Raw genomic sequence first — 24,919 nt, 5'->3', positions numbered from 1 at the left:
ATGGTGGAAACAGAATTGAATCAAAAAAATAGGCAAAAACAAATGATTCTTTCAGGGAATTTATGGAAAGTCATGTATAGAATTTCATGGCCAGCTGTAATAGCCATGGTATTATATGGTCTGAATTCAGTATTTGATGCGATTTTTGTAGGGATGTTTGTTGGAGAAACAGCACTAGCAGGGGTTTCCATAGCTTATCCATTATCTCAAATAACTCTCGGATTGGGTTCTCTGCTGGGTGTAGGAGCAGGGTCTGCTCTGAGCATTGCTTTAGGGGCAAATGATCAAGAGACTCAGAGAAAAATATTAGGGAATGTCAATTATCTGTCTATTATTATAACTACTATCTACGTAATATTTGCATTGTTATTGACAACACCATTAGTTAAAGTAATGGGAGGATCAGGTGAGATATTAGAGATTGGTAGTAGGTATTTTCAAATAACAGTAATAGGCTCATTGTTTTGGATTTACGGTTTAGCAGGAAACATGATTGTTCGTGCTGAGGGAAAAATGAAATCAGCCGCAATTATGATGGGTCTTGGATTAATAGTGAATATTATAGCCAATTATATTTTAATTGTATTAATGGATATGGGAGTTGCAGGAGCAGCCTGGGGGACGAATCTTGGTATGCTTGTTTATACAATTGTAGGCCTTGTATATTTTACAAAAGGAAAAGCATCTTTTGAAGCACATCCTTTTAAGTTCTTTAGAGATAAAAAGATTGTAAAGGATATCTTTTCAATGGGGATACCATCATTGATTATGACTATCATGAATCTTGTGCAAGCTATAGTAGTTTTTAACGCTTTATCCAGATATGGAACCACTTATGATTTGGCTCTTTACGGTGCTATATATAGAATCTTCACTTTATTGCTGACACCCATATTTGGACTTATGAGGGCATTGCAGCCTGTTATTGGGATTAATTATGGTGCAAAAAACAATCTTCGAGTAATTAGCAGCTTTAAAATATTTGCGGTAGCCAGTACCTTGATGATGTTACCCTTCTGGTTAATTATAATGGTTATACCTGAAGCTGCATTGGGCTTAATGTTCCCAAATAGAATATTTGATGCTGCCAGCTTACTTTATTTTAGAGCTTATATGGCACTTTTACCTATTTTGCCTGTTATATTTATGATGATGACATTCTATCCGGCTATTAATAAAGGAAAGCCAGCAGCAATAATAGGAATTGCACGACAATTAATTTTTTACATACCTGTAATGCTTATACTCCCAAAACTATTTGGTATCCAATGGGTATATTACGGAACTTTCCTAATTGATCTCGTGATAACGATTTGGGTTTTTATACTAATTAAAAAAGAATTTACCATACTAAAACAAGCATTATAAATTAAATACTAGAGCAGTATTGGTGTTTAAAAGTAAGAGATAAGGTGAGGATATTGAAGAATTAATTGTAAAGGTGGAATAGATTATTAAGATTATTCCCATCATTAAGTATAAATGATAACATAACGGAACGACCAAGACCATTCCGTTAAGGGTAGTGATATAAATGAATTTGCCGTAACGAGAAAGCACAGAGCTGATGGAATTAGGGATTATTTTATCTATCTATTGGAACAGTTTTTTGTATTTGCCTGATTGCAGACTGAATTTGAGGCAGGAAAGTGATGACAATACAAATTAGTGTATTACCTCCAATGCCTATACCATTGACGATTAAAGAGTATAGCCATACATTCATCCCCTCAGGAGCATAAATACCGAAGAAGAGTACTCCTGATAAAAAGCTCATTAGAAATCTTCCGAAACCTGCAAGGATACAAGCTATTGAAAGGTTTTTTCTATAAAAGCCAGCTAGGCCTAAGGCGCCATAGGCTAAGGGATAATCCAAAAGAAACTGCGCCCAGTGAATGATATAAGGGTCCTGCATTAATCGTAGCATTCCAAAGGCAAATCCTGCAATAATTCCAGGTAGAGGACCAAACATGACTGCTCAGCACAAGGCACCCCCAGCGATAAATATTAATTTCAGTATAAATTATAGCATAACCTATAAAATTTGACTAGAAATTAAATTGATAAATCAATAAAAGGCACAGGATCTCCACCTGTGCCTGGATGTATACTTGGTGAAAGACTTCATGAAAAAGAAAAATTTAGATTTTGAACCGGACAAGGGGACAGGAACTCGTCTGTTATGCCTTTTCAACCACATACTTACTTATCCCTGTTACTCTTGCAAGCTGTCTTATTGTAACACCGTTAGTCTCCTTTAAATTTTTTAGTATCATGTCCTTTTCTTGCCTTCCTAAAGTATGAAAAAACCCCTTCTTTACTCCATTAGAGTTCAAATCCACTTTTTTCTTTGTTCTTCTGTACTGTATCAATAAATTTCATATAATCTTCGCCATCTTCAAATATATTTTGACAATTAATTCCTCTTGCCATTATATGATAAACTTCTGCTGACATTGAAACTTTGGCAAGAATAATAAACCCATTTTCCGTATTTAACTTATGTGATAGAATAGACATGTTCAAGGACCTCCGAATAGTGATTTTAATGGGGTTTGGTCACTTCTATTATATCACTAGACGAGGCCTCTTGGACTTTTTTATTGCTCTATGTTATTGATTTTTCAATATTCACATCATATTTTTTATGTTCGAAAGTTGATTAAATAATTATAAAGCGCAAGGAATGTATAAAATATGGTTATAATGACGAAAATTAATATAAAATACTTTTAAATTCTAGGTCTTATCATAAATAATTTAATTTTTGAAGTTGTTTATCTATAGTAGGATGTGATTGCTTATAATGAAGTTTCCAAAAAAAATAACTAAGAAAAGCAATAAAATAGATGAAACTGATTATGGCATTTATATTAGTAAAGATATAAATAAGAATATAGCCAGGCTGAAAAATGATTTTGGCTGTAGCAGCGACCTTGAAGTCACTTATTTTATGTTTGACAACAATAAGGACTTTATTTGTGCAAATTTATATATCGAGAGTTTGGTAGATAGAAATATTATAAACGATTTATCATTAGAAATGGCTAAATTAAAATATGAATATTGTAACGCAAAACCTGACATTAATTCTAATATAGTAATCAGTTATTTTTCAAGGATAAGAGATTCAAAGGAAGGTTCTGATTATGAGACTCTTTATGCTGACTTGCTAGCGGGTGATACCGTATTTTTAATTGACGGCTACAATAAATTTTATACCGTAGACACAAATGCTGATGAAGGCAGATCTGTTGAAGAGCCAACTTCACAAACTGTAATAAGAGGACCCAAAGAAGGGTTTACAGAAAAAATAAATACCAATATTTTACTTATTAGAAAAAGATTAAAAAGCAGAGCTTTAAGATTGGAAAAACTATCTATAGGCAATATAACAAAAACAACCGTATGTTTGATGTATATTCATGATATTGCTAAAGATGAAATTGTACAGGAAATGAGGAAAAGGCTTGCGAATATAGAAATTGACGGGATATTGGAAGGCTGGTATATTGAGGAGTTAATAAAAGATGACAGACATTCTATATTTCCTGTTTTTGTAAGCTCCGAAAAGCCTGATTCAGTTGTGGCAGCTTTACTTGAAGGCAAGCTGGCAATTTTGATTGACGGTACGCCTTATGTATTGACAGCGCCTGCTCTCATGGTTGAGTTCCTTCAAGCCAGTGAAGACTATTATCACCACTATATTGTAGCTTCTATGATGCGTGTATTAAGGTTTATTACATTTTTTCTCACGCTTTTAGTACCTGCAATATATATAGCATTAACAACATTTCACCAGGAAATAATTCCTACACCGTTACTTGTCAGTATAGCGGCACAGCGGGAAGGCGTCCCATTTCCGGCTATAGTTGAGGCACTGATTATGGAGGTCGCTTTTGAAATATTAAGGGAAGCCGGCGTAAGGATGCCCAGGGCTATAGGACCTGCTATTTCCATAGTGGGAGCCTTGGTACTGGGGCAGGCAGCAGTAGAAGCCGGTATTATATCGGCAATCATGGTCATCGTTGTTGCCATTACTGCCATATCAAGCTTTGCCATACCCTATTACGAAATGTCAAATGCCATAAGGACCATGAGGTTTATTTTAATGTCTCTGGCAGCATTTCTAGGACTATATGGCGTATTTATGGGCTTAATTGTCATGACGCTGCATTTGTGCAAAATAAAATCTATGACTGTCCCCTATTTAACACCTATTGCCCCCAAAATAAAAGGTGGAAACAAAGACACCATTTTCAGATTTCCACTATGGAAAATGAAATACAGACCTATAGGTATCAGCGGGACGGATACAGCAAGGACCCATGGGCATAACCCTGTAAGCTCAGACCAAAAAGAAAAACCAGAACTTAGGTGAGACTATTAAAATGAAAAAATTATTGGTTATTTTGCTTATGATATCATTAATATCCCTTCCCGGATGCTGGAGCGGCTTTGAAATCGATACCCTTGCTATTATTATAGCCATGGGTATCGATAAATCTGAAGGCGGCTATTTTCTTACACTGCAAATTTTAAATCCTAGTGCAATAGCTGCTAAAGAACCGTCTACAGCAGCACCTGTGGTATTATATTCAGAGGAAGGAAAAGATTTGAAAGAGATAATGAGAAAAATACATGAAAAGTCCGGCAGAAGAATATATAGCGCTCACTTGCAGCTTGTGGTTTTTAGTGAGGAAATTGTAGAAGAAGGGATAAATGATGCCCTTGATTTCTTTGCCCGCTTTAACGAATTCCGTACAGACTTTTATTTTATCGTAGCAAAGGGAACCACCGCAAGAAATGTATTGAGTATATTAACTCCTTTGCACCAAATACCTGGAATCAAGCTGCACGAATCGCTTAAAAACTCAGAGCAATTGTGGGCGCCGACAAAATCTGTCAGAATCGTGGAGCTGGTGAATGCTATTGTTGCAGAGGGCAAAGAGCCGGTACTTACCGGAGTAGAGGTTACAGAAGAGGTTGCAAATGTTAAGCTGCCTACAAAATCTTTAGAATCCTTACAAAAAAGTGAAATAGAAAATACCACAAAGTATTTTGGGCTGGGAGTATTTAAAGAAGATAAACTTATAGGCTGGCTTAATGAGGAAGAGAGCAAGGGCTACAATTACGTTATAGGGAATGTAAATAATACTGTGGGATATATAAACTACGGAGATAAAGTGAAAATCACAGGTGAAGTTACAAATGCTAAATCAGTGATGAAAGCCTCCTTAGAGGAGGGTAAACCAGCCATTGATGTGGTAATTAACATGACACTAAATGTTGGAGCGGTAGAAGGGGAGTTTGATGTTTCCAAGGAAGAGAACATAGACATTTTTAATGAATTGGCTGAAAAGAAAATTAAGTTGATGTGTGAGAAAACAGTGGATAAAGCACAAAATGAATTTAATGCTGACATTTTTGGTTTTGGAGAGGTAATCCGCAGGAAATATCCCAAACTATGGAAAGAGATCGAAGATGACTGGGATAATGAGTTTCCGGATCTGCCGGTGAATATTACTGTTAAAGCTAAAACAAATCAACTGGGGCAAATCACAAAACCATTTTTTATTAAGGAGAAAGAGTAGGATGGCGATTGTATCTATTTTGGCGGTATTGACCTTCAGCGCTATATTATGTATTATTGAAATACCCAAAATGCTGAAAGGCAGACTCTATAGAGAATTATGGACATTCTCCGTATTACTTGGGCTAGGTACAGTACTTGCATTACTTAGAAGTCTTGATGTGGAGATTCCAACCCCTGCAGATTTTATGGCATGGGTATATTCTCCGGTTGCTGATGTCATGAAAAAGCTGTTGAAGTAGGTGGAAATATGGGAAAAATCAAAATTACAAATCATCAGATATTTGCACTAACAGCATGTTATACAAGCGGAAGTCCAATTCTTGTTGTTTCTGCCTTGGCAGCGGACATAGCAAAGCAGGATGCATGGGTTGCAGCACTATTTACCTTGGTTTTGGGCCTGGCTGAAATGTGGATCATTTGTTTTTTATGGAGTCATTATCCCGGTATGACCTATGTTGAAATGATGAAACGAATATTGGGGAAATGGATTGGCTCCATTATTGCGGCCTGTTTTGTGTTTATATGTTTATTGTTTTCTTCACAGGTATTATGGTATATAGGTAATTTCATGACTTTACAGGTTATGCCTGAAACCCCCGCCTCCGTAATAAATGCAGTGCCTGCTGCAGTAGCTGCAATAGCATTATTGTATGGTCTGGAAGCATTGTGCCGTTCTTATGACATATTCATATATTTTATTTCATTTTTGTTTGTTACAGCAATGCTACTGGTTTTACCAAATGCAAGGATAGAAAACCTGCTGCCTGTATTTGAAGGAGGAATTAGTCCTGTTTTTAAAGCTTCGATCCTTTTGTCCAGCTATTTAATCTTTCCTGTTGTCATTTTACTTATGATATTTCCAGTAAATGCTGATAATACGATAAAAGCAAGGAAATCATTTGTTATGGGCTATCTATGGGGCAGTTTTCTGGTATTTATTTCTATTATTAATTCAATATTAGTACTTGGAAGCACAATAACTGCTTCTTTACAGTATCCGGTTTATATACTTGCTACAGAAATAAATATAGGAAATATATTGACAAGACTGGAGTTTATCGTTGCGGCTGTATGGCTTTTAACAGTGCTAACAAGAGTGATACTGTACTTTTATGCAGGTGCTATAGGCCTTGCACAGCTTTTAAATCTGAAAGACAATAAAAGAGTTATTTTGCCTCTCGGGCTTATTATGCTGGTAATGTCAACCTTTGCCTATCCAAATGTTATTTATCAAGCAGATTGGGATACTCTTGTTTTTCCCCCTGTTATTGTAACTTTCGCCTTTATATTGCCTATAGCAATGATGATTACTTCTTTTGTAAGGAGTAGAAATTAAAAATATATATGGAGATTGAATAATATGCAGAAAACAAAAATAACAAATCATCAACTGTTGTCATTAACCGCTAATGGTTCAATTGGTGGTTCGGTTATTGTTATCTCTGCCACAGTAGCAAGCATAGCAAAGCAAGACGCATGGATTGCAGCATTGCTCACTCCTGTATTTGGCATGCCGGTAATATGGATATACTGGTTTTTAGGGAGCCAGTATCCTGACAAGACATTTGTTGGGATCATAAAAGAAATATTTGGCAAATGGATTGGCTTCATTGCTGCAGCTAGTTTTGTATTTTTATGTTTACAAATCGCCTATCATATTCCATGGTATATTGGTAATTTTATTACAACACAAGCTATGCCCGAAACACCGATATATGCTATAAACTTATTGTTTGTGACAGCGCTTGTGATAGCTATAATATACGGAATAGAAACAATTGCACGTGCTTCCGAGTTGTTCATATATTTTGCTTCAATCATATTTTTTTTAGCGATGATTCTTGTTTCACCAAATGCAAAAATAGAGAATTTGCAGCCTGTATTTGAGAACGGTATCATGCCAATCTTGAAGAGTTCGGTATTTTTCTCATGTTTTTTAACACTTCCATTAATTACTTTGATGATGATATATCCGATTCATCTTAGTAATATGCAAAAAGCTAAAAAATCACTTTTCAAAGGCTATTTATGGGCTAACCTTATAATTTTTATTACGACCTTTATGTCAATACTGGTTTTAGGAAGTATTATAACTGCCAAGGCACAGTATCCGACATATTTGCTTGCCACAGAAATCAATGTTGGCGTTGTATTTACAAGGCTTGAATTTCTTATTGTTGCTATATGGATTGTTACACAATTTATGATCGGCATATTATTTTTTTATTCAGGTGTGACAGGACTTTCAGAATTGATTGGGTTGAAAGAGCATAAAAAAATAGTTGTACCATTAGGGTTGATTATTTTAGTAATGTCAGAAATTGTTTTTCCGGATGCAATATATCAAGCCAATTGGGTTAATCTTGTTTGGCCGCCTTATATTATTACGTATGGATTGATTCTGCCTGTTATACTGCTTCTTACTTTTTGTATAAAAAAATGGATATTTAAACGGGTCAATTAGGGGAGAATGGGGCAGGGAAAATGGGGTCAGGCTTGAAATATTTCTTTATTAATGCTGCAATTAACCAGGTGATGAAAATGGCGTGAAAACCAAGAATCTATTATAACATATGAAAAGGATTTTGGTAATTAGTATTGACGTTAAAATATAATAATGTTATGATATGAATGAATATATATAAATATTCATTCAGCATAATGGAGGGAGTTAACTTGATAGATAAAAAAGAAGATATTTTTAATAGTGCGAAGGAGTTGTTCTACGCCAAAGGATACAAAGACATTAATGTTGCAGACATAGCAAAGATGGCTGGAATAGGGGTAGGTACTTTTTATAATTATTACTCCTCAAAAGAGCAGCTTTTCTTAGAGATTTTCATGAAAGAAAACGAGAAACAAAAAAAGAGTATGGCGGAATCTTTTAACCTGAATGATGATGATCCCGTAATGTTGGTTACAAAAGTAGTGACACAGAACATTACTGCAATGAATGCAAATCCGATCCTGAAGGAATGGAATAACAAGGATATTGTTAGTAAGCTGGAGCAGTGTTTTTATGAACAAGGCGGCATAGAGAGCATTAATGAATTCTTCCAAAGCAGTACAGCAGAATTGATCAAAAAATGGAAAGCTGAAGGGAAGATAAGAGGTGACCTGGATGATGAGCTTATATTAGCCATATGTAACTCTGTGCATTATGTCGACATTCATAAGAGAGATATTGGGATTCACCACTTCCCACAGGTTATACATTACTTGACGGAGTTCATAATGAAAGGTTTAACTGACTGTCGTAAAAAAGAATAAACCCAGGCAGTCATTTTTTTACCCTAAAATGAATGAATCAATTAAAACATTCATTCATTTCGGAGAATATTATGAGGGAAAGGTGAGGGAATGTAGTGAGGTAGATTGATTTATGCAAAAATAATGGCAGCATTTTTATTGACTGTAGGACTTTGGTTAACTGTACAGATTATAAATTTACTGATGACAGCATATCTATTTGGCTTGCAGGGGGGACAGAGCTTTGTACAAGATTGGGTACTTAACAACAATCCATTTACTTTCACACAACGAACAAATTATTTTGCGGTAAGCTTTGTGAGTTTGATGTCAGACAAGTCCCTGTCCCCTAGTCTCGAATACTGTCCCCTAGTCTCGAATAGTCACTTCGATTGAGGAAAATTATATTTATTATGTTGACAAGTAGAAACTCTGGTGATAATATACAATTGAATTGATAATTATAATCATTATCAATAGATAACAAAAACCAACTAGCCAGTAATTTTTACAGTTCTCTATTGCTTTCTTTTGCTTTCTTGGAATTTCCTACTAATTTTATTCAACTTTTTCATTAAGTGATTTGTAGTTTTAGAGAATCATAAGACATCACTCATATTACTATACATTAGACAAAATCAAGAGATTTAGCTTTGCCGAATATTGATAAATTTTAAACAAAGAGGGGTGAGAATTACTTAAAATGACTTGAAACAAGGTAGTGTGAGTGGAGATATTTCATTAAAAAGGAGGAATTAAAATTGTATAAGTATAAAAGGACTTTGGGACTATTTTTAGTGGTATTCTTTGTATTTAGCCTTGTGACACCGAACATTTCTTATGGTAAGTCTAATGATGATGATCAGTATTATCTTTCTCAATATGATATCAATGACATCATCGAGGGTGAATTCATCGTAAAATACAAGAACAATAAAAATCCTTCCATGGGAATAATGGGCCTGAGCAGCATTGATGAGATGGATAATGGTCCAGTATTATATACTGTGGGAAATAAGGTGGATATTCATACTGTCATAGAAGAATTGGAAAACGATCCATTAGTGGAGTATTTTGAACCAAATCTAAGGTATAGTATCTATCCACAAGAAAATGATATAAATAATAAGTATACAAACGACAGCACTGTTACTGAGACTGTATACAGTACTGTTACCGAGTTTGTATATAAAGATACATATATAGATGTACAGTGGGGATTGAGTCATATAAGAGCGCAAGATGCGTGGCAGATATTAGAGGATGAAAATCCTAAGGGTTCAGTAATTGTAGCTGTTATAGATACTGGTGTAGAGCCAAATCACCCTGATCTGGATGGAAGAATTTTACCTGGTCTAACAATGTTAGAGAAGAGGTCTAATGGCAGTAACTATGGAGATACAGGTGGAATGGATGATCATGGGCATGGTACACAGGTTTCCGGCATAATAGCTGCAATATATAATAATGGCATTGGAATAGCAGGCATTGCAGGACCTGGAGATGTGAAAATTTTACCCCTCAAGACAATGAATGATGCTGGAACTGGAAGTAGTTTTGATATTGCCGCTGCAATCAGATATGCTACTGACAATGGAGCTGATATTATCAATCTAAGTTTAGGGGGAGGGTATAGTAAAGTTGTAGATGATGCTGTTGCCTATGCTCAGGAAAATGGAGTATTGGTAGTAGCTGCTGCAGGTAATTCAGGCGCTAATGTGGATAACTATTATCCAGCTGCCCTACCAGGTGTGTTAACTGTTGGATCTATTAAGAATGATCAAGACACAGTGTCAACCTTTTCTAACTGGGGGAATGCATTGGATTTGGTGGCTCCTGGTGAAGGAATTCTCTCAACCTCAATTTATATCAGGGCAGATATGGGAGATAATGAAAATGGATATTATAGGTATTCAAATGGAACCTCCTTTTCAGCTCCCCATGCAGCAGGGGCAGCGGCTTTGTATAAACTCATAAATCCTGATGCAACTGGTGCGGTATTACATGAAATCCTTACTGCAACAGCGCATGACCTAAAAACTTATGGATGGGACAAGGATACAGGTTATGGAAGACTTGACATTCATGGAGCTTTAACGGGTACACTTGATCTGCCTGTGTTAAGGATAATAGAGCCATATAAAAACAGCAGTGTTTATGGAGACACAAAAATAATGATGAGGGTGACTGATTCAAATGTAACAAAAGTAACACTATATTTGGATAAAATCTCCTCAAACAATGAAATTGCTACAATAAATTTAAATGGACAGGAAGTAGTCTCAGCAAACTGGGATGCATCAAAGGTAAAGGATGGCAGTTACAAATTGATGGCAGTGGCCTATGCAGGTAATCATGTTCTGGGAGAGGATGAAATTACTGTAACAGTCCGTAATGAACCTGTTTCCGGGTTGATGCTGGAAGTTTTTGATCCCGATGGCAATAAAGCTGCTGGTGCAGATGTACTCATTTATGAAAAACATCAAGTGGATGATCAATATGACTATCAGTTAATTTGGTCTGGAATAACAAATAGTTCAGGGATTGTGAGGTTACCTGGAACTATTGCTGAAGATTTAAAAGAGTATTCCGTGTTAATTCAAGGAAGCTTTGACTTTATAGGTGCTCCTGAAGGGAATACCCTTTTTATGTATAACCGCTTGCTGGAAAGTCCAGGAGCATTTGAAATCAGGGGAGACAATACTGTGCCTGTTAAATTCAAAACCATTGATAAGGCTGGAGGAGAAATTTCAAAGGTAAAATATTATGCAACTCCCCTGGACAGTAATCATGTTGTTTTAGGGACAACTACAACTTTAAATGAGGGGCAGGATACTGCACCTACAATTTATATGGATCCGGGAAGATACAATTTGTATGCCTTTAGTGAGCTTGGACAGGAAACATATTTTTTAAACAAGTTTTCTGAAGAAGTAACTGCAAGTACATCTCAAATGATTTTTGATGGAAGAAATGCAGGAGAAGTGATTTTAACGGCTCCTGACACTACAAATGTTGAAAATACTGTGATCTATTTATATAATGATGCTACAAATGAAGCCATGGGAATCAATAATACGCTGGTGGGTGACAGGCTTCTGGTCTCAGCAGGTGAGTATAAGCTTATGGCTGATCTGGAGATTTCATCCGGAAATGAAATATGGTTATATGAATTTAAAAAAGATGACTATATTTCTGTTGCAAAAGGAGCAGTAACCCAGTTAGCTGTGGGGGGCAATATTACCTTAAAGGAATTTGCACCTGATATAGACATGAACCATTCTCTAGCTGAAAAGGCAGGGACATCATATAATCCAGAGGATAAATATACTGTACCAAGGGATATGGGATTTTTCTACACAAGACACAGTTTTGCTGATAACTATGACAACAATCTTGTAAAAATTCAAAAAAGATCCATGACTGACAGTATTGACAGTGTTTTGGTTCAGAAAAAGTTTCAAACTGTTGAAGAGGATGATAAACAAACCATTACTTATAATTTGAAAGACAATAGCTGGCAAGTCCTTTCAACCAGTGCAAATATCTTTCCAAGATATAAAGTAACCCGTAAATCGGACGGAGTATCCCTTTATAATAATACCTTCCAAAGATTTTTCTGGGATGGTTTTTGGTGGGTAGGTAATTCTCTTGCTGTTCCTGGTAGCTATAATGTTGAGTTAACTTTACAATCCACTCCTTTATCTAAGGAATTAAAAGATGAAATGCAGGCAGAGGTTGTAGATACTTCCCATTATGTACAAATTTATGACCATAATGGAGATAAGGTAAGGGCTTATGTTTGGCTCTATAGCTTTGTAGAAGATGGAGAAACAGGATATTGGAAAAATTTAGACGGCAGATGGGCCAGCAATCATGCTGAGAGCTTTGGCAGATATTCCATGGGGTCAAGCCTTCCATTTTCAAAGAAAAAAAATGGAAATATGATCGTGCTTAAGCATGCAGTACCCGGAGGGGATTTTGCTTATGTTTTCAGACCTTTTACCAATCTAAATGAGGTAGCAGAAATTCGTGTTGCTGCTGACATAAAAAGTGTATCCTTGAAACCCATTGATATTTCAGGAAATGAGATAAGTACATTTCAGAAGCAGTCAAGAAGTATGATTTATCCTGTAGAGATAGATGGCCAGACTTATAATTTTAATTTTTGGGATGACAGTTATGCAAGATCAAACTTTTATCTTGAACCCGGTAAATATCATTTTACCAGCCGCTATAAATTATTGCCGGATAATGGTGTGGTCAGCAACTACTATATTCTCGCAAAAGATGTTGATGTTATAGGAAATGGTCAGCATCAGGATATAGAATTAGATGGCAGTAACAGTGCCAGAATTAATTTAAAGGTTGATCATGAGGGCTATAAGGACTTAAGAAATGCAGCTTTATATCTATTCAGCAAGTATAATGACTTTTTCTATGAAGATTCAGGGGCAGGGGATATATTCTATGTGCCGGCAGATGTGGAATATGAATTATTTTTGGATCTAGTCCTTGGTGATCCTGAGGTTCATGTGCATGAATGGAATTACTTCCTGCAAATTGACGGATATGAACAGCTGGCATTTACAAAAGGAAGTTCCCATGATTGGCAGGTGGGTGGCAACTTTAATGCTAATGTAGTCTTAGACAAAAAAGCTTATAGAAATAATAAAAATATTTCAGGTAAATCCTGGATTACTGATGGATATGGGAATAAGCTGGTGGATGCCCATGTAAATAATACTGCAGTGTTTAGCACCTATGAAATTGATGAGGAAGAATATGTGCTCCCTGCTGCTTTGAGATATCTGGAAGGCAGGGGAATTGTACCACGTTATGAAATAGACCATCCCCATGGCAATACTTCTGCCTATGAGGAAAGATCTCCTTTACTGAGGGTTTATAGGGTTGCTAATAATGGTCAAGAAACAAAGATATTTAGTGAAAGCAAGGAAGAATATTTCACAGGCTTTAATGAAAATATTGGAAAAGTTGCTAATGGTACTTACAGAGTTGAGATGGCTATGGCTTCAGGTCCTAAAGGTCCTTTATTCAGTGGAAAAGATCAAGGAATATTTACCATGACAGCCGATTCTTCATCTGGCGGCAGCGGTGGTAGTGGCGGTAGTGGGGGCAGTAGCGGCAACCAAGAAAAAGTAGAAGCGTCAAAGAATAAAGATGCTGAAAAAATGCAGGATGAAAAAATAAAGGATGCCATTGCTCAAGGGGGTTCCACTGTAAGCCTTGATGCAGCTGAGTACCAAAAAATTGCTTTCTCGGCAGAACAATTGAAGACTATTTTAAATGCGAATAAACCTCTAAAAATTACACTGGCTAATGCTGTTTTCATCCTGCCAGCAGAAGTATTGGAAATGTCAAAAGAATATGAAGCCTTGATTATTGAAGCGTCAATTGCCTCCGGACCAAGCACTGAAAATCTGGTAGGGCAAATTGTAGAAATTAATTTCTACTTAGTTAACAATAATGATATTCAGAAAGCCGGCAGGCTTCCAGAACCGGTAAAAGTATTCCTTACAGTTCTCAAGGGCTATGAGAGCTATGCTGAAATGGGCAAGCTAAAAGTTTATCGTTACAATGAAGATAGTGGAACATGGGAGTATGTTGGTGGAGAATATGATGCTGCCGGTGGTGCTATGGTGGTTGAATTAGTAGCATTTAGTAAGTTTGCTCTCCTTTTAACTGAAGATACAATGCAAATAGCAGGTTTTACGGATATTGAAGACCATTGGGCAAAAGATCATATATTGTATATGGCTGAAAAGGGTCATGTAAGTGGTATTACAAGAACTACATTTGCACCTGATAATAATATTACCCGGGCACAATTTGCCACCCTGCTGGTGAAGATACTTGATTTACATGAAGTAGACACTTCAAGAAGCTTTGTTGACTTAAGCAGTTCTCATTGGGGCTACGATTACATGATGAGAGGTGCTGCAGCAGGTTTACTAACTGGGTATGAAGATGGAACAGTTAGACCAGAAAATACAATTACCAGACAAGAAATGGCCGTTATGATGTACAAGGCTTTACAATTGAAAAACGGTAATATGGAAGTTGAAGAACAGGAAATAGAAGCTCTGTTATTGAAGTTTAAGGATCATTCTTCTGTCGCAGCTTGGGCTCGTAAAGCCACTGCTGAAGTAGTTCAAGCAGGATTAATAGGAGGAAGAACAGATGGAAGCTTTGATCCGGCAAGCAATGCTACAAGGGCTGAAGCGGTAGTTGTATTAAAACAAATGTTGGAAATGCAATGATTAAAAGAATCCTGCAGACAATAAGCTGCAGGATTCTTTGATTTTAGAGCAGACGAAGGGACAGGGACTTGTCTGGCATCAACCACTGGAATACAATTTTATTGAGGTGGTAGGATATGCCAAGGCAAGCACATAAAAAGAGTAATACAGGAATGTATCATATTACAATAAGACAGCTTGCAAGAGTAACAGGGGTAAGTAAGTATGTGGTTGAAAAGGCGTAACAGACAAGTCCCTGTCCCCTCGTCCTGTCAAGGATAGAGAATTGAATCACTTAATAGGAATATAAATATCAAATTTTGACATATCATTATTAGGACCAAGAAACCTTTGATCATAGAATTCAAAATCATCTCTTAAGTCAACCTCATATTTTGAAGATATAATCCATGTACCCCAAATATATTGGTAGGTCATTCTCAAGAATTCTACTCTTCCTCTATGCGTAAATACCGCATACTTCCCTCCAGCCAATGTTTTTGCTACCATTCCCGGAGGGATTTTATCATGGTTTTCAACTTCTACTCCTACAATTTCATTAAATTCAGTGTCCTCGTTAAACTCGTGCATATTGTAATTAGGATCCACTTCACAGATTCCATACCCTCTAATCTGCGGGGTGCGATTTTCAATTTTTGGTATTCGTGGGTTAAAATCATCCCACATCTTAGGAATCAGATTATTATTAATAGTAGCTTTGCCACGCATTCCAATAATTTTTATGTCCGAAATCTCTTTAATCATAGGTTGTACTGTCACACTATTAATCAAATGTTTTAATCCTATTGTAGTCATCTGTTTTTTATTTCCGATAACTGTTTCAATACGATTTTTTCTATATTCTCTTGGTGTCAGCTTATATAATTTTTTAAACGCTCTACTGAATGCTTCTTGTGAATCAAATCTGTAAGCAAGTGCGATATCAAGTATTCTTTTATCTGTATATATTACATCATGTGCAGCGCTTGTTAAGCGTCTTAATCTGATATAATTTCCTACCGTTTCTCCTAATACTGCTTCAAATATCCTATGAAAATGGAAATAAGAGTAGCCGGCTACACCAGCTACTGCTTCAACCTTTATATCCTCACATAAGTTCTGTTCGATAAAAATTATGGCCTTTTCTAATTGATCATAGTAATTCATTTATTCACCAACTTCTTAAATATACTCCCAAAAACCAAATGGAGATTTTTCCTTTTCTATTTTTACGATATATTCATTCCTATTTACAATTTCATTCATTCTAAACATATGCCATTCGTTTAATGCAGTAGACCCAAAACACACCTCGATTGTTCCTTCATTCAAGTCAAATACCATTCCTCTGAGAGTTCCCAAAAATTCATCGTAGAAGTGACAGCATAATCCTTCTGGATACTTGCTGGATAATAGTTTCTTCAAATCCTCTATACCTATTTTATTCTTACTATTAATAGTATCATGGATTAATTCATATCTTAAAATAGAGTTTTTCATACTCTTAGGTTCATAATGTTTTAGTTCAGGTAAGTGAATATGATTCGTGGAGCATATGAACTTTTCATCTGTGTTGGCATCTATTTTTTGTATTGCCTTCTCCCCATTAAAACTCTCAATCAAAGCAGCATTCCCATTCTTATCAGCAATAAGCATATTTATGTTATAAGCTATTGGCATCTCCATGGCTAATTCAATAGCTTCATTAACATTTTTACAGTTCTCCAAAACAGATCTTATGACAGCCCAAAATTGTAATCCTATGATAGCTGGCTTCCTGGCAAATTCGAAGTTCCCAACCGGCATACCAGCTGAAGTCTGACTAACGGCAAGACCCTGTTCATTCATACCATCACCTCGTCCAAACTGCATAATTGATGATCCAATATGTGCGTACTTCCCATTAATTCGAGTAGAGCAAATCATCATTTCTTCCATTGTATCACTAAAATCATAGTTTCTTGCCATTATAACGTGTCCGTTTTCTGTCTTTGAGGGCAGCACTGCCATTTGACTGCATCCTGGCTTAAGATAAGACATTAAGTAGTATATCATCTGACCTTCAGGAATCTTCATAGTTTCAGCGAATCCTGAAATTTCTTCATTTATACCCGGACAGAATTTGTCAAACATCTGAAACATTTGTTTTTCCTCTTGTTTTGTGAAACCTCCTTCGGAATATTTGAACCTTTCTTTGATCCCCGGGATATTGCAGTATAGATTACCTAGTGTCTCGCCAACTTTATAGTTTGTCCCTTCAATATGCATGTAATGTGCTCTTAATTCTTTCATTATTATTATATTCATTCCTTTCGCTTCGATCAAGGCACAAAATGTAATGAAATTTGTGGTTTTGAGCGAATTTTATTTTTATAATCAAATTTTACTATTAATTTCAATCTTTCAACCTTTCAACCTTATTCCTCCTCACATAAGTTATACTATGAATATAGCAAGTTTTCTTAAAGAAATTTTGATATATTCTGCTATAATGAATTATAAAAAGAATTTGGTAGATTCTGTTGAAACCAATAACGGAAATGATATTTTATCTATAATAGGACAAAGTTTACTATTTCCCAGTGGTTATAAATCAAGAATTTTGGTATTAATATATAAGAGTATGAAATTCTAATAGTAAAGGGTGAGGAAGTTGAAAAAGCAATTGTCAATTATCATAGGAGGTATTCAAGGAGAAGGCATAGTAAGTGCTGGAAGTCATCTTATTAAGATATTATCAAGATTAGGCTACTATGGAGTTGGCAGTCGAAGATTTTCTTCTCGTATAAAGGGTGGGAATGCTGCTATGGAAATAACCATTAGTACAAAAAAAATCATGGCAGTAGAGGACAAAATTGATATAATTTTAGCTCTTGATAAAGATACAATTCTTTTATATAAAGAATCCCTAAAAGACGATGGGATGATTTTATATGACAACATCCTTTCCGTCGAAGAAGATTCTTGCTGCAAAATGATTTCCTTACCGATTACAGAAAGTGCAAAAAAGGTAGGTACTCCCGTCATGAAAACCACTGCCGCTATAGGCTTTATTGGAAAAATATTGGAATTGCCTTCTACGACCTTGAAGGATTATTTTAAGAAGAGATTTATTAATAAGGGAGAGCGTATTCAAAATGGAAACATGAAGGTATTAGAGGAAACCTTAGTATATGAAGAAACAATCCATGATGCTATAAAAAAACCGTTAGTACCACCAGAAGAAAAGATTGTAAGACCAGTAATGATAGGAAATGAGGTTATTGCATTAGGGGCTTTGATGGCAGGATGCCGATTTATGGCGGCATATCCCATTACACCAGCATCAGAAATTATGGAGTATCTGGGAAAGCTGTTTCCAAAGTATGGTGGCATTATGATTCAAGTGGAGGACGAAATTGCTGCTATTAATATGACGATCGGAGCAGGCTATGCAGGGGTTAGGAGCATGACGGCTACCTCTGGTCCTGGAATTTCCTTGATGACAGAAGGAATTGGCATGGCGGGCATGTCAGAAGTGCCGGTGGTGGTAGTGGATTGTCAAAGAGTAGGTCCGAGTACAGGCATGCCAACAAAGCACGAACAGAGTGATTTATTTACTCTGTATTATGGAGGGCATGGTGACTATCCTTCTATTATTCTAACACCTTCTACAGTAGAAGAATGTTTTGAGGATATTATAAAGGCCTTTAATCTTGCGGAAAAATATCAATGTCCTGTCATTCTTATCTCTGACTTAATGCTGTCTCTATCTCCTCAAACCATAGAGCCTTTAGATTACTCTACGGTTGAAGTGAACCGTGGGTCCTTAATAAAGGAAGAAGAATTGAAAAGGATAGAAGAAGGAGAGTATAAACGATTCCTTATAACAGAAGATGGGATATCTCCTAGAAGTATACCAGGTATGGAAGGGGGAATTCATCATGTTACAACAGTAGAGCATAGCGAAAAAGGACTTCCAACAGAGGATTTATCCATAAGAAAAGAAATGGTTGATAAGCGATTAGAAAAAATTAAGCCGTTACATCAGGAGAAAAATATCAAGCTTATAAAAAACGGCTCTAGTACTTTATATTTAGCAATAGGTTCTACCTTTGGTGTACTTAAAGAGGCAGTAGAGCTTAGTAGTAATAAAGTCGATTTTGGAACGCTAAGAATGCTTAAACCATTACCAATAGATGCGTTACATACTATTTTCCAGCACTATGAAAAAATAGTTGTCTTGGAAAACAATTATAGCCAGCAGCTTACTTCTATTATTAAAGATAAAATTGGATATCATCAGAAACTAGAAGGCTTTGTGAAATATGATGGTAGTTCCTTTACAGTAACAGAAATTATCGAAAAAATAGGAGGGAAGCAATAATGAACTCAGTAAAAAAATATAGCAACAATGTGAACCCTAACTGGTGTCCTGGCTGTGGACATTTCTCTATTCTGAGAGGTATTCAAGTAGCTGCTGATCATTTAAAGATTCCAAATGAAAGGTTAGTGGTTGCTTCTGGGATAGGATGTTCTGGAAGATTATCAGGTTATATGAATAGCTACAGCTTCCATGGCATTCATGGACGGATATTACCTGTGGCACAGGGTATTAAATTTGCCAACAAAGATCTTGTAGTTATTGCAGCTGGGGGAGATGGAGATGGTTTTGCCATAGGAACCAACCATACTCTGCATGCTATGCGTAGAAATTTAAATATTACCTACATAGTTCTCAATAATCAAGTGTATGGATTAACGAAAGGGCATACTTCTCCCTTAAGTGAGGTAGGTTTTGTAACAAAAAGCACACCAGCTGGTGCCTCAGATATCCCTTTGAAGCCAGGAGTTTTATCTCTATCAGCGGGAGTAACCTTTTTAGCTCAGAGTTTTTCTGGTTTTCAGGAACAAATGATTGATCTAATGATTAAAGGAATACAGCATGAGGGATTTTCCTTTATCAATGTTTTTAGCCCCTGTGTAACCTTTAACAAAGTCAATACCTATCAATGGTATAGAGAGAACCTAAAGGATGTTACAGAAGATAAAGACTATGATTCAACCAATTTTCAGATGGCTATGGGAAAGTTGATTGAAACCGACGGTTTATGTACTGGACTTATCTACCAAAATACTGATACACAAAGAGAAACAAAACTATACCCCACCAGCCAAACTCCTTTAGTACAACAGAATTTGAATATATCTATTGACGAGTTTAATAAAATTATAGACTACCATAAGTAAAATACAAGAATGATAGAAATTAAATTTCTATCATTCTTCATACAATAAAGAAGGCAGCTCCTAAAGGAGCTGCCTTTTAATTTTATCACAAATTGCCTCTGTTATTTCCTCTGTTGTAGCAGTGCCACCTATGTCGGTGGTAGTATACTTGCCTTCCTTGATTACGGTCGCTACAGCTTCTCTTATAAGATTAGCAGCGGCTTTTTCATTGATATAATCCAGCATCATAGCAGCTGATAATATGCAAGCAGTAGGGTTCGCTAGGTTTTTTCCTGCAATTTGAGGTGCACTACCGTGAACAGCTTCAAATATAGCAATGTCTTCTCCTATATTAGAACCTGGTACTAGACCCAATCCCCCCACTAATCCAGCAGCTAAATCAGAAACAATATCACCATAAAGGTTAGGTAATACCAAAACATCATATTTTTCAGGATACATCACAAGTTGCATGCACATATTGTCTACTATAACCTCTTCGTATTCTATTTCTGGATACTTTTTTGCAACAGCTCGAATACAATCTAAAAATAGACCATCAGAGATTTTCATAATATTGGCCTTATGGACAGCTGTTACTTTTTTTCGACCATGAGCTTTAGCATATTGGAAGGCATACTCTCCAATTCTAAGGGATGCCTTTTTTGTGATTACCTTGATAGACTCTGCCACTCCTTCTGTTACCAGATGCTCGATTCCACAATATAGATCCTCTGAATTCTCTCGAACAATTACTAAATCAACATCATTAAAAGGAGTTTTGATACCCGCTATGCTTTTTACTGGCCGTACATTGGCGTAGGTATTATATTTTTGTCTTAAAGTGACATTGATACTTTTAAATCCAGTACCAATAGGTGTCGTAATAGGCCCTTTAAAGGCAATTTTATTTTTTGAAATACTTTCTAATAGAGCATCGGGGATATACTGTCCAGTAGCTTTATAAGCTTCTTCTCCACCATTGACAATTTCCCAGGTAATTGCTACATCAGTAGCGGCAATTACCTTTTGTACTGCTGCTGTTACTTCAACCCCGATCCCATCTCCTGGTATAAGTGTAATAGTTTTCATCTATATTTCCTCCATAGTAGCCACAGTGGGCATTGTTGATTTTACATAGTTTAAATATCCTCCTGCTAGGAGAATATCTATATCACGGGATGAACCTGTGAATTTTGCTGTTATAGTTGTATTTTTTGTTTTGTTATAGATTTCTATTTTTCCACCATTTTCTAATGAAGCTTTGATATTCTTCATATCTAAAGTATCCATTGGATCAATAGAAGCGTAATCATTTAGATTAACAAATTCTAAAGGAATAATGCCACTGTTGATTAAGTTGCCTTTGTGGATTCTAGCAAAAGACTTGACAATAATTGCCTTGATGCCTAAATATAGGGGAGCCAGCGCGGCATGTTCTCTACTAGAGCCTTGCCCATAGTTTTCTCCTCCAACAATAAAACCACCTTGATTTTCCTTACATCTTTTCCAAAACTCCTCATCAATGCCACTAAAACAAAACTGTGAAAGATAAGGGATGTTAGAACGATAAGGCAGAAGTTTGGCATGGGAAGGCATAATATCATCAGTAGTAATATTATCTCCAGCCTTTAAAACTATTTTTCCTTCAAGTTCTTCTGGTAAGACATCATTAATAGGAAAAGGTTTAATATTTGGTCCCATACTCACAGGATTATCGATGTTTTTGTCAAAGATAAAATAACTGTCATTGGCAGCATATAAAGCTGGCTCTTCGATCACTATGTCGTTTCCTAGGCTGATAGGATCCTCTAAATATCCTTTTACAGCCGATATAGCTGCTGTTTCAGGACTCACTAAATAAACCTCAGCATTTTTTGTACCACTTCTTCCACAAAAATTTCTGTTAAAGGTTCTTAAAGAAACACCATTATTTTTAGGGGATTGCCCCATACCAATACAGGGTCCACAACTACATTCCAATATACGAGCTCCAGCAGCAATGAAAGTAGAGAGGGCACCATTATCAGCTAGCATTTTCAATATCTTACTAGAGCCCGGAGAAATGCCTAAATCAACATCAGAGTGTACTTTTTTATTCTTTAAGATAGCTGCTGCCTTCATCAAATCCTTATAGGAAGAGTTAGTGCAGCTGCCGATAAGAACTTGATCTACTTTAACTCCCTGAGTATTTGTAATCGTATCAACATGATCAGGACTATGGGGTTTAGCTGCCATAGTGACAATGCTTGAAAGATCTATTTCTATAACCTCATGGTATACTGCATTTTCATCTGCCTCTAAGGAAACCCAATTCTTTTCTCTGCCAAGTGCTTTTAAATATTGAAAGGTGATTTCATCACTGGGGAAGATGGAGGTTGTAGCGCCTAGCTCTGCTCCCATATTAGTGATGGTAGCTCTATCGGTTAAGGATAAGCTCTTTACACCTTCTCCAGAGTACTCTATTATTTTACCAACGCCGCCTTTAACTGTTAAAATTTTTAATATATATAAAATAACATCCTTTGCAGAAACCCATGGGCTTAATGCTCCTGATAATTTAATATTTAATACTTGAGGAACTTTTAGATAGTAGGTTCCACTAGCCATAGCGGTAGCTACATCTAATCCTCCAGCCCCTATTGCCAGTACCCCCATTCCACCGCTGGTGGGGGTATGGCTGTCGGAACCCAACAGGGTTTTACCAGGTATAGAGAAATTCTCTAGGTGTAATTGATGGCAAATCCCATTCCCTGGTTTTGAAAATCGAATACCGTATTTTGCTGCTACACTTTTAATAAAGGCATGATCATCAGCATTTTCAAAGCCTATCTGTAGTGTATTGTGATCAATGTAAGCTACAGATAGTTCTGTCTTAATCTCCTTGATATCCATGGCTTCCAATTGAAGATATACCATCGTACCCGTTGAATCTTGGGTTAAGGTTTGATCTACTTTAATAGCTATTTCATTTCCAGGTACTAATTCTCCTGAAATCAAATGATCTTCTAATATCTTATAAGTCAAAGACTTTCCCACTTTCATCACCTCATTTATATTGTAATATATTCTAAGCTTCTTTAAGCAAATTTCCCTCCAGAAGGGTCTCTTCATACAAACCTAGCAGTTCTTTGTCAGTTAAGGTTCTCTTTAAGGAGATCGCTGTATTTCTAACTTTTTCCAATAACCGATAAGCAGTGCAATCATCTAAATGAATATTGACTGCCGATAGTTTGTTTTTTATAGCAGCTGAACCAGAATGCTTTCCAATTAGTATTTTTCTTTCAAGGCCTAGCTCCTCAGGTTTAATAATTTCATAGGTTAAAGGATTCTTAATAGCTCCATCAGCATGAATGCCAGATTCATGATAGAAGATTCTTTCTCCTATGACTGCCTTCCAAGGTGGAATCTCCCTATTAGAGGCTTTTGAAACATAGGCACATAAATCTTTCATTTTTTCGATATTATAATCAAAGTTATCCAAATGCATGGCATGTTTTAAAGAAAGAATTACTTCTTCTAAAGATGCATTGCCAGCTCTTTCCCCCAGACCGTTAACAGTTGCCCCTAGGTAAGTAGCCCCAGCCATAGCCCCTGCTATAGCATTGGCGGTTGCCATACCTAAATCGTTATGGGTATGCATCTCGATGTCAATAGCTACCGTTTCCTTTAAAAGTTTGATTTTATTATAAGTAGTGACAGGATCTAAGGTACCCACGGTATCACAAAAACGAATTCGATTTGCACCAGCCTCCTTAGCTGCTTTGAAAAATGTAATTAAGAAATCTTCATCCGTCCTAGAAGCATCTTCTGCATTGACAGAAATATATAAGCCGTTGGATTTTGCAAACTCTGTTGCCTGCACCATCTGTTCTAAGACTTTTTCTCTAGTAGAGTTCAACTTATGTGTAATATGAATATCCGAGGTGGATATAGATATAGCAACTGCATCTACACCACAATCAATAGAGGCTTGAATATCCTTAATAACAGCTCTATTCCAACCCATGATACTGGCCTTTAAGTTGCTCTTCACAATTTTCTTAATTACTTCCTTTTCGTCATCGCCCATTACAGGAATACCAGCTTCGATTTGGTCTACCCCTAATTCATCCAGCATTTTAGCGATAAAGACCTTTTCTTCATTGGCAAATACTACTCCTGCAGTTTGTTCTCCATCTCTTAAAGTTGTGTCTAACAATTTGATTTTTTCATTCATTATACAAGTCCCCCCTAAAAACTAATTAATTTATTATGATTATACATGCAATTTTTATTCGTGTCAATTACATTTTTCAAATAAATGAAATATTTATTTTTGAATATTTCATTTATCGTATAAAAATGGGCATATACTCAAGTAAAACAGATTAAAAAGAATTAAAAAATAATATATCAGTCAAATTCATCATGAGGAGAATGGATTGCTTTTCTAAAGAAAGGGTGTTCTGAAAAGAAAAAAGCAGATGAGGTCATCTGCTTCTTAAAAAGAAAAAATGGAAGAACTTTAAGTTTCAAACATCTTATGGATTATCACAATGTTGAGTTTTGAGATTAAATTATAGACAAATAATGCAATATAGCAGAAAGAAAAATCATATTGAAG

18 protein-coding genes are annotated in these 24,919 nt (G+C 36.1%); 10 read left to right on the top strand and 8 right to left on the bottom strand.

Annotated features, from left to right (window positions below):
• Window positions 1-3 precede the first annotated feature (3 nt).
• A complete protein-coding gene (locus tag CHB72_RS20220) occupies window positions 4-1,368 on the top strand; it encodes an MATE family efflux transporter (RefSeq protein ID WP_330397096.1) in 1,365 nt (454 codons plus the stop codon).
• A 217-nt stretch (window positions 1,369-1,585) separates the two neighbouring features.
• Here the strand turns inward: CHB72_RS20220 and CHB72_RS20215 are convergent, their stop codons facing one another.
• The 3 genes from CHB72_RS20215 to CHB72_RS20210 all read right to left on the bottom strand — a co-directional run bounded on the left by CHB72_RS20215 (window position 1,586) and on the right by CHB72_RS20210 (window position 2,520).
• Entirely contained in the window at window positions 1,586-1,972 is a 387-nt protein-coding gene (locus CHB72_RS20215) for an energy-coupled thiamine transporter ThiT (RefSeq protein ID WP_089284690.1), read from the bottom strand.
• A 208-nt stretch (window positions 1,973-2,180) separates the two neighbouring features.
• The gene (locus CHB72_RS26785; protein WP_176431505.1) at window positions 2,181-2,342 is read right to left on the bottom strand and encodes a hypothetical protein; all 162 of its coding nucleotides are present in this window, start codon (window positions 2,340-2,342) and stop codon (window positions 2,181-2,183) included.
• Window positions 2,326-2,520 (bottom strand): hypothetical protein, encoded by a 195-nt coding sequence (locus CHB72_RS20210; protein ID WP_089284689.1) that lies wholly within the window; start codon window positions 2,518-2,520, stop codon window positions 2,326-2,328. The genes CHB72_RS26785 and CHB72_RS20210 overlap by 17 nt, the downstream gene beginning before the upstream one ends.
• A gap of 286 nt (window positions 2,521-2,806) precedes the next feature.
• Between CHB72_RS20210 and CHB72_RS20205 the strand changes: the two genes are divergently transcribed.
• From CHB72_RS20205 to CHB72_RS20175, 7 genes are all read left to right on the top strand, one after another.
• A complete protein-coding gene (locus tag CHB72_RS20205) occupies window positions 2,807-4,381 on the top strand; it encodes a spore germination protein (protein ID WP_089284688.1) in 1,575 nt (524 codons plus the stop codon).
• A 10-nt stretch (window positions 4,382-4,391) separates the two neighbouring features.
• The gene (locus tag CHB72_RS20200) at window positions 4,392-5,594 is read left to right on the top strand and encodes a Ger(x)C family spore germination protein (RefSeq protein WP_089284687.1); all 1,203 of its coding nucleotides are present in this window, start codon (window positions 4,392-4,394) and stop codon (window positions 5,592-5,594) included.
• Between the two features lies 1 nt (window position 5,595).
• The gene (locus CHB72_RS20195) at window positions 5,596-5,835 is read left to right on the top strand and encodes a hypothetical protein (protein ID WP_089284686.1); all 240 of its coding nucleotides are present in this window, start codon (window positions 5,596-5,598) and stop codon (window positions 5,833-5,835) included.
• 8 nt (window positions 5,836-5,843) lie between these two features.
• Window positions 5,844-6,932 (top strand): GerAB/ArcD/ProY family transporter, encoded by a 1,089-nt coding sequence (locus CHB72_RS20190; protein WP_089284685.1) that lies wholly within the window; start codon window positions 5,844-5,846, stop codon window positions 6,930-6,932.
• A 24-nt stretch (window positions 6,933-6,956) separates the two neighbouring features.
• A complete protein-coding gene (locus CHB72_RS20185; protein ID WP_089284684.1) occupies window positions 6,957-8,060 on the top strand; it encodes a GerAB/ArcD/ProY family transporter in 1,104 nt (367 codons plus the stop codon).
• Between the two features lie 212 nt (window positions 8,061-8,272).
• The gene (locus CHB72_RS20180) at window positions 8,273-8,866 is read left to right on the top strand and encodes a TetR/AcrR family transcriptional regulator (protein WP_089284683.1); all 594 of its coding nucleotides are present in this window, start codon (window positions 8,273-8,275) and stop codon (window positions 8,864-8,866) included.
• 740 nt (window positions 8,867-9,606) lie between these two features.
• Window positions 9,607-15,126 carry a S8 family serine peptidase gene (locus CHB72_RS20175; protein WP_089284682.1) on the top strand — a complete coding sequence of 1,840 codons (5,520 nt, stop codon included), beginning with the start codon at window positions 9,607-9,609 and terminating at the stop codon, window positions 15,124-15,126.
• A gap of 270 nt (window positions 15,127-15,396) precedes the next feature.
• On the opposite strand, the gene CHB72_RS20170 is transcribed toward CHB72_RS20175, so the two are convergent.
• Both CHB72_RS20170 and CHB72_RS20165 read right to left on the bottom strand, forming a co-directional pair.
• Window positions 15,397-16,272 (bottom strand): AraC family transcriptional regulator, encoded by an 876-nt coding sequence (locus tag CHB72_RS20170; protein ID WP_089284681.1) that lies wholly within the window; start codon window positions 16,270-16,272, stop codon window positions 15,397-15,399.
• Between the two features lie 15 nt (window positions 16,273-16,287).
• A complete protein-coding gene (locus CHB72_RS20165; protein WP_242975210.1) occupies window positions 16,288-17,412 on the bottom strand; it encodes a C45 family autoproteolytic acyltransferase/hydolase in 1,125 nt (374 codons plus the stop codon).
• Between the two features lie 346 nt (window positions 17,413-17,758).
• Between CHB72_RS20165 and CHB72_RS20160 the strand changes: the two genes are divergently transcribed.
• Together CHB72_RS20160 and CHB72_RS20155 are read left to right on the top strand one after the other, a co-directional pair.
• A complete protein-coding gene (locus tag CHB72_RS20160) occupies window positions 17,759-19,471 on the top strand; it encodes a 2-oxoacid:acceptor oxidoreductase subunit alpha (protein ID WP_089284679.1) in 1,713 nt (570 codons plus the stop codon).
• A complete protein-coding gene (locus CHB72_RS20155; protein ID WP_089284678.1) occupies window positions 19,471-20,334 on the top strand; it encodes a 2-oxoacid:ferredoxin oxidoreductase subunit beta in 864 nt (287 codons plus the stop codon). The genes CHB72_RS20160 and CHB72_RS20155 overlap by 1 nt, the downstream gene beginning before the upstream one ends.
• Before the next feature lie 60 nt (window positions 20,335-20,394).
• Here the strand turns inward: CHB72_RS20155 and CHB72_RS20150 are convergent, their stop codons facing one another.
• The 3 genes from CHB72_RS20150 to nifV are packed head-to-tail and all read right to left on the bottom strand — an operon-like array spanning window position 20,395 to window position 24,532.
• Window positions 20,395-21,405 carry an isocitrate dehydrogenase (NAD(+)) gene (locus CHB72_RS20150; RefSeq protein WP_089284677.1) on the bottom strand — a complete coding sequence of 337 codons (1,011 nt, stop codon included), beginning with the start codon at window positions 21,403-21,405 and terminating at the stop codon, window positions 20,395-20,397.
• Window positions 21,406-23,352, bottom strand: a complete 1,947-nt coding sequence (locus CHB72_RS20145) for an aconitate hydratase (RefSeq protein WP_089284676.1) — start codon at window positions 23,350-23,352, stop codon at window positions 21,406-21,408.
• Between the two features lie 31 nt (window positions 23,353-23,383).
• Window positions 23,384-24,532, bottom strand: a complete 1,149-nt coding sequence (gene nifV, locus CHB72_RS20140; protein WP_089284675.1) for a homocitrate synthase — start codon at window positions 24,530-24,532, stop codon at window positions 23,384-23,386.
• Window positions 24,533-24,919 lie beyond the last annotated feature (387 nt).

The sequence above is a fragment of the Anaerovirgula multivorans genome (genome assembly GCF_900188145.1).
GTDB lineage: Bacteria > Bacillota > Clostridia > Peptostreptococcales > Natronincolaceae > Anaerovirgula > Anaerovirgula multivorans.
The sequence above is the reverse complement of the archived record's forward strand: the minus strand, read 5'-3'. Positions and strand labels throughout refer to the sequence as shown.

Excerpts from the sequence above, each read along its gene's own strand:
- CHB72_RS20215 (WP_089284690.1), bottom strand. The coding sequence starts at position 1,972 with ATGTTTGGTCCTCTACCTGGAATTATTGCAGGATTTGCCTTTGGAATG.
- CHB72_RS20210 (WP_089284689.1), bottom strand. The coding sequence starts at position 2,520 with ATGTCTATTCTATCACATAAGTTAAATACGGAAAATGGGTTTATTATT.
- CHB72_RS20205 (WP_089284688.1), top strand. The coding sequence starts at position 2,807 with ATGAAGTTTCCAAAAAAAATAACTAAGAAAAGCAATAAAATAGATGAA.
- CHB72_RS20200 (WP_089284687.1), top strand. The coding sequence starts at position 4,392 with ATGAAAAAATTATTGGTTATTTTGCTTATGATATCATTAATATCCCTT.
- CHB72_RS20195 (WP_089284686.1), top strand. The coding sequence starts at position 5,596 with ATGGCGATTGTATCTATTTTGGCGGTATTGACCTTCAGCGCTATATTA.
- CHB72_RS20190 (WP_089284685.1), top strand. The coding sequence starts at position 5,844 with ATGGGAAAAATCAAAATTACAAATCATCAGATATTTGCACTAACAGCA.
- CHB72_RS20185 (WP_089284684.1), top strand. The coding sequence starts at position 6,957 with ATGCAGAAAACAAAAATAACAAATCATCAACTGTTGTCATTAACCGCT.
- CHB72_RS20170 (WP_089284681.1), bottom strand. The coding sequence starts at position 16,272 with ATGAATTACTATGATCAATTAGAAAAGGCCATAATTTTTATCGAACAG.
- CHB72_RS20165 (WP_242975210.1), bottom strand. The coding sequence starts at position 17,412 with ATGAATATAATAATAATGAAAGAATTAAGAGCACATTACATGCATATT.
- CHB72_RS20155 (WP_089284678.1), top strand. The coding sequence starts at position 19,471 with ATGAACTCAGTAAAAAAATATAGCAACAATGTGAACCCTAACTGGTGT.
- CHB72_RS20150 (WP_089284677.1), bottom strand. The coding sequence starts at position 21,405 with ATGAAAACTATTACACTTATACCAGGAGATGGGATCGGGGTTGAAGTA.
- nifV (WP_089284675.1), bottom strand. The coding sequence starts at position 24,532 with ATGAATGAAAAAATCAAATTGTTAGACACAACTTTAAGAGATGGAGAA.